The 8,745-nt window shown below is 49.2% G+C and carries 8 protein-coding genes; 6 read left to right on the forward strand and 2 right to left on the reverse strand.

Annotated elements, in window-relative coordinates; genetic code table 11:
* Nucleotide 1: 1 nt before the first annotated feature.
* Nucleotides 2–766 carry a peptidoglycan editing factor PgeF gene (gene pgeF / locus IE094_RS15115; RefSeq protein ID WP_189641551.1) on the forward strand — a complete coding sequence of 255 codons (765 nt, stop codon included), beginning with the start codon at nucleotides 2–4 and terminating at the stop codon, nucleotides 764–766.
* On the opposite strand, the gene IE094_RS15120 is transcribed toward pgeF, so the two are convergent.
* The gene (locus IE094_RS15120; RefSeq protein WP_189641552.1) at nucleotides 763–1,260 is read right to left on the reverse strand and encodes an Lrp/AsnC family transcriptional regulator; all 498 of its coding nucleotides are present in this window, start codon (nucleotides 1,258–1,260) and stop codon (nucleotides 763–765) included. The genes pgeF and IE094_RS15120 overlap by 4 nt on opposite strands.
* Nucleotides 1,261–1,427: 167 nt before the next feature.
* Nucleotides 1,428–2,285 (reverse strand): alpha/beta hydrolase family protein, encoded by an 858-nt coding sequence (locus IE094_RS15125; RefSeq protein ID WP_189641553.1) that lies wholly within the window; start codon nucleotides 2,283–2,285, stop codon nucleotides 1,428–1,430.
* A 200-nt stretch (nucleotides 2,286–2,485) separates the two neighbouring features.
* On the opposite strand from IE094_RS15125, the gene IE094_RS15130 reads away from it, so the two are divergent.
* The 5 genes from IE094_RS15130 to IE094_RS15150 form a co-directional block, all read left to right on the forward strand.
* The gene (locus tag IE094_RS15130; RefSeq protein ID WP_189641554.1) at nucleotides 2,486–2,905 is read left to right on the forward strand and encodes a DUF7282 domain-containing protein; all 420 of its coding nucleotides are present in this window, start codon (nucleotides 2,486–2,488) and stop codon (nucleotides 2,903–2,905) included.
* 195 nt (nucleotides 2,906–3,100) lie between these two features.
* Nucleotides 3,101–4,042 carry a thioredoxin-disulfide reductase gene (gene trxB / locus IE094_RS15135; RefSeq protein WP_189641555.1) on the forward strand — a complete coding sequence of 314 codons (942 nt, stop codon included), beginning with the start codon at nucleotides 3,101–3,103 and terminating at the stop codon, nucleotides 4,040–4,042.
* A 120-nt stretch (nucleotides 4,043–4,162) separates the two neighbouring features.
* On the forward strand, nucleotides 4,163–5,875 hold the full coding sequence (locus tag IE094_RS15140) for a bifunctional sulfate adenylyltransferase/adenylylsulfate kinase (protein WP_189641556.1): 1,713 nt from the start codon (nucleotides 4,163–4,165) through the stop codon (nucleotides 5,873–5,875).
* 101 nt (nucleotides 5,876–5,976) lie between these two features.
* Nucleotides 5,977–6,711, forward strand: coding sequence for a helix-turn-helix domain-containing protein (locus tag IE094_RS15145; protein ID WP_189641557.1), 735 nt, complete (start codon nucleotides 5,977–5,979; stop codon nucleotides 6,709–6,711).
* Nucleotides 6,712–7,112: 401 nt separating this feature from the next.
* Nucleotides 7,113–8,745 (forward strand): calcium-binding protein (locus tag IE094_RS15150; RefSeq protein ID WP_268247242.1); only part of this gene is annotated, 1,633 nt, incomplete at its 3' end.

An 8,745-nucleotide genomic window follows, 5' to 3' on the forward strand; every position in this document is an offset into this window, starting at 1 on the left:
CATGACATTGGAAATCATCACATCCGATAATTTATCGGGATTTAAACACGGATTTTTCACCCGTCGTGGCGGCGCTTCTGCGGGTGTTTTCAAGGGGTTAAACTGTGGCCAAGGGTCAAGTGATCAATGTGATGTGGTGTCAATCAACCGTGGCATGGTGGCCGATGCGTTGGGCGTGGAACATGATCATCTGTGTTCCGTTTATCAGGTTCATTCCCCCGATGTGATCCATGTTGAAGCGCCAATTGTGGGTGAAAAACCCAAGGCCGATGCGATGGTGACAAAAACGCCTGGTATCGCGCTGGGTGTATTATCCGCCGATTGTGCACCGATCCTGTTTGCCGATGCAAATGCGGGTGTGATTGGTGCGGCACATTCAGGGTGGAAAGGTGCCAAACGCGGCGTTGCACGCGCCACTGTGGAGGCAATGGAAATGTTAGGCGCGGATCGGGCCAAAATCCACGCATCCGTTGGCCCCTGCATCAGCCAGCGCAATTACGAGGTCAGCATCGAATTTTTCGAAGATTTCATTGCCGATGACATGGAAAACAGCCGCTATTTCGCGCAAAGCCATGTCGCGGATAAATACCAGTTCGATTTGCCAAGTTTCGTGTTGAACAGCTTGCGAAACGCAGGCATTGCATCCGCCAATTGGACGGGGCATTGCACATATGCAGAACCCGATCGGTTCTATTCATATCGGCGCATGACACATCTGAAAGAACCAGACTATGGGCGTCTTATCTCTGCGATTTCAATTACTTAACCAGATTCTGGTAGTTCTTTCACATATTCAAACGGAACGCCTGGCGTGTCTTTAGCAACGCGAATGACAAGCGATGTTTTCACCGACGCCACATTGGGTGCAGCGGTCAATTCTGCGGTCAGGAATGTTTGGAATGTGGACAGATCGGGTGCGACGCATTTGAGGATAAAATCAATTTCGCCATTCAACATATGACATTCGCGTACCAATGGCCAAGATTGGCACTTTTCCACGAATGTTGTCAGCTCTGGTTCTGCCTGTGTAATCAACCCGACCATGACAAAAACCTGAACATCGAAACCCAGCGATTTTGCATCAACAAAGGCATGGTAATTTTTGATAAATCCCGCCTCTTCCAAGGCACGAACACGGCGCAAACAGGGGGGTGCGGAAATACCGATACGACTGGCCAATTCAACGTTTGTCATGCGTCCATCGGCCTGTAATTCGGCCATGATTTTGCGATCAATATTGTCTAAACGATGCCCAGTCATCTGTACCCCCAAGTTTTGAAATCTATAACCCAACCACCCACCTTGGCGCAAGAATATTTCACATTTGGGTAATGATATAAGTTAACACCATGTGAGGCATCCGTCGGACATGTGTCGGACAGGCGGGGGACAGGCGTATGGCAGAAATTTTGGACGCCCAACCGACGTTACCCCACCAGCCAATCCCAACATTCATCCCAGATTGCTTCGCGGCCTTTGCGAAATGCACCGTCATGGCCGATGCGGGTCTGGGCGTAATCAGATGGCGCGCGCTGCACGATTTGGCTGGGTGCGTTTGGGTAACATGCAAGGATCGCGGCGGATGCAGTTTCTGTTGCGATCGGATCATCGGAAAAAACCCACGTTTGCATCGGGGCTGTGACGGCCGCGTAATGGTGTGGATGCATAAGAGTTTCATATTCGCTGGTAAAATAATCTTTCCGATGGCTCCAGCGACGCCATGTTTTAAATAATTTGGGTGGTAGCGCCCCACCGCGCCAACCCAAAATGGGTTTCACATATCCAAAAATCGCGAGCGATATTGAACCGATCCCCCACCAGAAATAAAGCTCTAGCGGCAAGTTTTTACGTTGATGGTGCCCCAAATAACCTGTGCCAACTGATACAAACGCATGACGTTTGATCCGCGCATGGTTGGGCATCAATCCGATAAAATGCCCACCAACGCTATGTGCCAGATGGGTGATTGGCAAATCGGGAGCCTGATCCGCGAGACAATCGATTGCGGCGGGTTGATCCAACCGCCCCCAATCAGGGTAATCAATGTCAGAATTTGCAAGTGTGGTTGGGGCCGATCCGCCAATCCCGCGGTAATCATAAGTCAACACCACCGCGCCCTTTGCCGCCAAATGGCGTGCTGCGTTGCGGTAAAATTGTTGCGGAAAACCCGTTCCCGCAGAGAGCAGGATTGCAACCGTTGGATTTTCGCCGCGATAAACAATTCCTGCCAGCGCCACCCCGTCGGATGCACGAAATTCGACTTCTTTTGATTGAACGTTTTGCATGGCCAGCCCATCATTTGACATCGATGGCACGATTAAATGGTGGTCTGGGTGAAATTGCACCCATAACGTTGGGTAAATCCCTTGCTGAATTTATTTTCAATCTTTTTTAAAAAACTTTGAAACTTTTGCCGATGTTGTCCCGTTACTCTAGTACAGCCCGCAAAAATGACGGGCCTTGGGATATGGAAAGGAATTGAATTATGACACAGTTAAAATCAATGACATTGGGCATTATCGCCGCCGCCGCAATCGGAACAACTGCATTTGCAGGCCATCACATGATGAGCGTCAAAGGTGTTGACCAAGATGTATCGGGTGGCACGGTTGTTGCAGATGAAATCATGGCAGAAGCCAACGGCTGGTTGGTGGTTCACCGCACAGATGCGGATATGAAACCTGGCCCCGTGATCGGCTATGCCCCACTTGGCAAAGGTAAAAACACCGATGTGAAGGCGATTTTGCAAGAGCCTGTGAAATCTGGTGAAATGATGATGTTGATGCTGCACGGCGAAGAAGGTGGCATGAAAACAGGCATTTTTGAATATACATTGGGTGCCAAAGAAGATGGCCCAATCAAGGTTGACGGCAAATTGGTAATGAGTGTTGTGACTGCCGAGTAAATTTATCTGTACCCCCAATAGATAAATACGTCAGAGACTGGGCTGCCCTCCCCAAAGGCAGCCCAGTTTTTTTGTGTTTAGGGTCGCACACCGCCATGTGACCGTGCGATTTTGCATAACGGGTATTCACATCTTTCCCTTATGACATGGCGTGGCTATATATTCCCAAACGATTTACGTAAGGGATTCCAAATCATGGCCGATACACGTCACACCAAACTACTAATCATTGGATCAGGCCCTGCGGGTTATACCGCGGGCGTTTATGGCAGCCGCGCCATGTTGGAACCGATTTTGGTACAGGGCATAGAGCCAGGTGGCCAGTTGACCACCACAACCGAGGTTGAAAACTGGCCCGGTGATACAGAGGTGCAAGGCCCCGATTTGATGATCCGTATGGAAGCCCATGCCAAAGCAATGGGAACAGAAATTATCGGTGACATTATCAGCGATCTGGATCTGTCCAAACGCCCCTTTACCGCCAAGGGTGACAGCGGCACGACATATACCGCCGATGCGGTGATCTTGGCGACAGGTGCGCGGGCAAAATGGCTTGGCCTTGAAACCGAAGAAAAATTCAAAGGTTTTGGCGTGTCTGCCTGTGCCACATGTGATGGGTTTTTCTATCGCGATCAGGAAATTGTGGTTATCGGTGGCGGCAATACCGCCGTAGAGGAAGCATTATTTTTGACCAATTTTGCATCCAAGGTGACATTGGTGCACCGTCGCGATGAATTGCGCGCGGAAAAAATTCTGATTGATCGTTTGGAAAAAAACCCCAAGATCGAACCTTTGTGGTTCCATGAATTGGTCGAGGTGACAGGCACCGATATGCCATTGGGCGTGGAAGGCATCAAAGTGAAGCACACCAAAACGGGTGAAATCACCGAAATCCCATGTAAGGGTGTGTTTGTGGCCATTGGTCATGCGCCGGCCAATGAATTGGTCAAGGATACGCTTGAAACCCATATGGGTGGATATGTTGTAACCAAACCCGACAGCACAGAAACCAGCATCCCTGGTGTGTTTGCCGCAGGTGATTTGACCGATCACAAATACCGCCAAGCGGTGACCTCTGCCGGTATGGGTTGTATGGCCGCACTGGAAGCCGAGCGTTTCTTGGCTGGCGAAGAATAATTTCCAACACTGTGGCGTGAAGGCGCAACTTTGTTCTCAAATGCATGTGATAACTTGTAATTTGCAGAACAAACTGTATGTCAGGCCACAGATTTCAACTCTTTATTGTAGAGACATAAAATGACCGCTGAAAACCTGTTGCCAGTACCCGAATTATACGCCCCGTTTGACCGAGCCGACGCATTGAAAATGGAGGCCGCCGATCTTGTTTCTTGGGATTTGACCGCGCGTCAGATTTGCGATCTTGAATTGTTGATGAACGGTGGGTTCTACCCATTGCAAGGTTTCTTGGGCGAAGACGATTACAACGGTGTTGTTGACAACATGCGTCTGGCCGACGGCACATTATGGCCAATGCCGATCACATTGGATGTGAAACAGGAATTTGCCGATGCGTTGAAGAAAGGGCAGAAAATTGCCCTGCGCGACCAAGAAGGCGTGATTTTAGCGACATTGGATGTGTCCGACATCTATGCCCCCGACAAAGCCAAAGAAGCGCAAAAAGTTTTTGGTGCTGATGATGCGGCGCATCCAGCGGTGAATTATCTGCATAACACGGCGGGTGCTGTTTATCTGGGTGGTAAGATCACGGGCATTCAACCAGCGGTGCATTATGATTTTCGCGCGCGTCGCGATAGCCCAAATGAATTACGTGCCTATTTTCGCAAAATGGGCTGGCGCCGTGTGGTTGCATTTCAAACCCGCAACCCATTGCACCGCGCACACCAAGAATTGACATTCCGCGCCGCAAAAGAAGCGCAAGCAAACCTGTTGATCCATCCTGTTGTTGGCCTGACCAAACCAGGTGACATTGATCATTTCACACGCGTGCGCTGTTACGAGGCGGTTTTGGATCAATATCCATCATCCACCACATCCATGTCATTGTTGAACCTTGCAATGCGTATGGCTGGCCCACGCGAAGCCGTTTGGCACGGTTTGATCCGTAAAAACCACGGCTGTACACATTTCATCGTTGGCCGCGATCACGCAGGCCCCGGTTCCAACAGCCAAGGCGAAGATTTTTACGGCCCCTATGATGCACAGGATTTGTTCCGCGAGCACCAAGAGGAAATGGGCATCGAAATGGTTGATTTCAAACATATGGTGTATGTGCAGGAACGCGCACAATACGAGCCAAATGATGAAATCGAAGATCGTGACAACGTGACCATCCTGAATATTTCAGGTACGGAATTGCGCCGCCGTTTGAACGAAGGGTTGGAAATTCCTGAATGGTTCTCTTTCCCAACAGTTGTTGAAGAATTGCGCAAATCACGCCCTGCCCGTGCAAACCAAGGGTTTACCGTGTTTTTCACTGGTTTCTCTGGTTCTGGTAAATCCACCATTGCGAACGCGTTGATGGTAAAGTTGATGGAAATGGGTGGTCGCCCTGTGACATTGCTGGATGGTGATCTGGTGCGTAAAAACCTGTCATCCGAGCTCGGCTTTAGCAAAGAGCACCGCGATTTGAACATCCGCCGCATTGGCTATGTCGCATCTGAAATCACCAAAAATGGTGGTATCGCAATCTGTGCACCGATCGCGCCATACGCCACCACACGCCGCGCAGTCCGCGAAGATGTGGAAACACATGGGGCGTTCATCGAAGTCCACGTTGCAACATCCATCGAGGAATGTGAACGCCGCGATCGCAAGGGTTTGTATAAACTGGCACGCGAAGGCAAGATCAAAGAATTTACAGGTATTTCAGACCCTTATGATGTACCTGAAAACCCAGAGTTATCGGTTGAAACGGAAAATGTTGATGTGGACAACTGTGCCCATCAAGTGATCCTAAAACTGGAAAGCATGGGGTTGATCAAAGGGTAATTTGATCACTATATGTTAAATTTAGGCCATCCCAAAATTTGGGATGGCTTTTCTTTTGCTGCGTCATATACTGTGGTTAAAACACGGATCGTATCGACAATATGCCACCCAAAACCCGCACAACCGAACGCATCTTGGATGTCTTTGAAGCAGTAATGTTATCGGGCCCAATTTCGTTAAACGAGCTGAGCGCAAACACCGGCATTCCACGAAGCTCTGCCCATCGCGCGGCGCAAATATTGGAAAACAAAGGCTGGATCAGACCCCGATTGTTCGATCATGCCTATCAGGTTACATCATTGTTTTCACGCGAATTTGTTTCCGTTGAAACCGCACATCGACTTGCCGAGCGGATCGGCCCATCATTAAAAACATTCGCAACTGAATTTGATTTAGACGCCGAAATCGGTGTGTTTAGCGACATTGGCGTTTTCGATACATTGGATAAAACAGAACGATCCAGCGATCTGGATACTCATCAATCATTGGTCATGTCGCCACTGGCGTTAATGGCTCAGCTGATCCTGCCGCCTGAATTGTTGGTACGCCATTTGGATGCATATCTAAGCTTCGCAAATACCGGCGAGCGCCACGAAATTACTACGGGTCAGCATCGTATAACACTGGCTGAATTGCGCAAAGATGGACCAATGGCAATTTCACCGTATTTCGCATTTCCGTTTCACGACCGCGAGCAACATTTTGGCACCATCGTATTTAAACAAAAACCTTCTGTAAGAGCACAAGAACACGTTTTGGCGGGTATTGGGCCAAAATTTGGTGCCACTTTGGTTCACCTAGGGTTAACGACCTATCCTTTTGGGCAGAATAATTAATAAAAAATTAATCAATCTGTGCCTTTTTTTGATTTTTTTTTGAATAAATTACCAACGTCACGACGTCAAAAACGGCAAAGCCATGATCAAACCAAGGCAATCGGAAATAATTGTTTAAATACAGCGCATTAAAACAACACCTTTGCCATAATTATTGCTCTTTTTGAGAGCATTACGATAATCTGCAACCCCCAAAAACACGCAAGTTTTCGCCGCTACTCCCGCAAGAGTTGCGAAAACCCGCCTAAACCGCGGTTCAGTGCAATAGCTGTGTCCCACTAAATGGGATGCAACGGTTGCACGTCCGTATGTGAACCCCTATCTCTCCTACAAGGCGGCGAAACCGAGGGGCTTTCGGATTCTGTACGCGTTTATGATATTTTTAGGTGGAGAGTAATTTAATGGCTGACGGTACAGTAACAGGCACATCCGGCAACGACACAATCACAACTGGATCAGGTTTTTCAGATCTTAACGGCGATTCAATTGATAGCCTTGATAACAATCAGGGGCAAACGGGTCTTGAGCGTATCTCTTGGGATAATTTTGGCAACGATGAACAAGATTTCACAACGCTCACAACGTCCACTGGTACAACCCAAGTTGTCGTAACGGTTACACAGGGTGTAAACTTCGATGAAGCATCGATTGAAAATGGCGATGACCTTTATAATTATAACGGCGCGGACGACAACTCTTCTATCCACCTGCAAGGTGGCGGTGGCAACGGTAGCGACGCCGCAACCCTAACATTTGATTTTTCAACGCTTGACCCATCCAGCACAACAGGCGAAGTCAACAACGTTGTTTTTGGCCTGTTCGACATGGACGTGTTCCCCGGACAGTTCAACGACGAAGTTGAAATCCACGCCTATGATGCCGATGGTAACGAAGTACCAATCGTTTTCACGGGTGGTAACCTTGTTGATCCAAACACAGTAGACGGTTCAAACACCAACGCCCAAGGCGTTGAGGCCGACGATTTTGATGCGTTTGTACAAGTTTCCATCGCAGGCCCTGTTGCGCAAATCGTTCTTGATTACCGCAATACAGATACAAACTATGGCACACACGCGATCCGTGTTGGTGATCTGGAATTCAATTCTGTCACACCGGGTGACAACACCGATGACGTACGCGCAGGCGATGGTGATGACACGGTTGATACTGGTCTGGACGATGACACCGCATATGGCGAAGCAGGCGATGATACATTGTCTGGTGGTGCAGGCAATGACACGCTTTATGGTGGCGCCGATAACGATACATTGTTGACCGATTCTGGCAATGATACGCTTGATGGCGGCCAAGGCGACGATACTTTCGTTGTCACCGATGGTTTTGGCACAGATACAATCGTTGGCGGCGAAGACGCAGGCGACACAGATACCGATGTATTGGATTTGTCCGGCCTGAGCACAGGTGCAGATGTTACATACACAGGCAATGAGGCTGGCACAGTTTCCAATAACGGTGACAGCGCGACATTCTCCGAAATCGAAGAGATAATTCTTACTGATCAAGACGATACACTTGACGGTTCTGCCAGCACCGACGGTATCTCCGTTGTGGGCGGCGAAGGTAATGACGACATTACAACAGGTTCTGGCGACGACGTAATCGACACCAGCAATCCAAACGACCCAGATTACGACGGTATCGACAATACAACAGACGATCTGGACACAGTTTTTGCGGGCGCTGGCGACGACAGCATCTTTACAGGCGACGACGCCGATAGCATTGATGGCGGTGCGGGTAATGACACAATTGATGGTGGCATTGATGATGACACAATCAGCGGTGGCGCAGGTAACGACAGCATCATTGGTGGCGACGGTAATGATCTAATCGACGGCGGTGCCGGTAACGATACAATCGATGCGGGCAACAGCCCAAATCCAGACACCGACGATGTTGACGCAGACCCATCCGATGATCTGGACACTGTCTTTGGTGGCACAGGTGATGATAGCATCGCAACCGGTGATGACGCCGATACAATCGACGGCGGCACAGGCAATGACACCATTG

Origin of the sequence: Paramylibacter ulvae (genome assembly GCF_014652655.1) — a bacterium.
GTDB classification, from domain to species: Bacteria; Pseudomonadota; Alphaproteobacteria; order Rhodobacterales; family Rhodobacteraceae; genus Amylibacter; species Amylibacter ulvae.

Bases quoted from the DNA above. Each gene is read 5' to 3' on its own strand.
- pgeF (WP_189641551.1), top strand. From the start codon at position 2: ATGACATTGGAAATCATCACATCCGATAATTTATCGGGATTTAAACAC.
- IE094_RS15120 (WP_189641552.1), bottom strand. From the start codon at position 1,260: ATGACTGGGCATCGTTTAGACAATATTGATCGCAAAATCATGGCCGAA.
- IE094_RS15125 (WP_189641553.1), bottom strand. From the start codon at position 2,285: ATGCAAAACGTTCAATCAAAAGAAGTCGAATTTCGTGCATCCGACGGG.
- IE094_RS15130 (WP_189641554.1), top strand. From the start codon at position 2,486: ATGACACAGTTAAAATCAATGACATTGGGCATTATCGCCGCCGCCGCA.
- trxB (WP_189641555.1), top strand. From the start codon at position 3,101: ATGGCCGATACACGTCACACCAAACTACTAATCATTGGATCAGGCCCT.
- IE094_RS15140 (WP_189641556.1), top strand. From the start codon at position 4,163: ATGACCGCTGAAAACCTGTTGCCAGTACCCGAATTATACGCCCCGTTT.
- IE094_RS15145 (WP_189641557.1), top strand. From the start codon at position 5,977: ATGCCACCCAAAACCCGCACAACCGAACGCATCTTGGATGTCTTTGAA.